We start from the raw sequence: 720 nt of genomic DNA on the forward strand, positions 1-720 counted from the left end.
CTGGGGCGGTCTCGTCGATCTGCCCGAGACGCTGGATGAGCGTGCGGTGGCGCGTTTGGCCGGGGTGCTGTCCGTCGAGGGCGGCGAGGACCAGGTGGCGGTGCGTGGTTCGGGTGTGTTTGCCAAGCGGCTGGTGCGTGCGTCGGCGCCGGAGGCTGGGGGCGGGGGTGGCTGGCGTGTGGGTGGTTCGGTGTTGGTGACCGGTGGCACGGGTGCGCTTGGTGGTCATGTGGCTCGCTGGTTGGCGCGTTCGGGTGCTGAGCATTTGGTGTTGACGAGTCGTCGTGGCATGGCGGCCGGGGGTGTCGCCGAGTTGAAGGCGGAGTTGGAGGAGCTTGGCGCTCGGGTGACGGTGGTGGCGTGTGACGCGGCTGACCGGGAGGCTTTGGCCGCTGTCCTGGAGGACGTTCCCTCAGAATTCCCGCTGACCGCTGTGGTGCACACCGCCGGTGTGCTGGACGACGGTGTTCTGGATGCTCTGACGGTGTCGCGGGCGGCTGGGGTGTTGCGTCCGAAGGTGGGCGCCGCGCGGAATTTGCATGAGCTGACCGCGGGGATGGAGCTGTCGGCGTTCGTGCTGTTCTCCTCGGCTGCCGGGACGTTGGGCGGTCCTGGCCAGGGCTCTTACGCGGCGGGTAACGCGTATCTCGACGCGCTGGCGCTGCAGCGGCGCGCGGACGGCCTTCCGGCCACCTCCATCGCCTGGGGCGCCTGGGCCGG

Annotated in this window: 1 protein-coding gene; it reads left to right on the plus strand. The window is 70.1% G+C overall.

Annotated elements, in window-relative coordinates:
• Positions 1-720: beta-ketoacyl reductase (locus tag VT50_RS38090; RefSeq protein ID WP_046090386.1), on the plus strand; the 720-nt coding region annotated here is incomplete at both ends.

Origin of the sequence: Streptomyces antioxidans (assembly GCF_000968685.2) — a bacterium.
Classification (GTDB): domain Bacteria; phylum Actinomycetota; class Actinomycetes; order Streptomycetales; family Streptomycetaceae; genus Streptomyces; species Streptomyces antioxidans.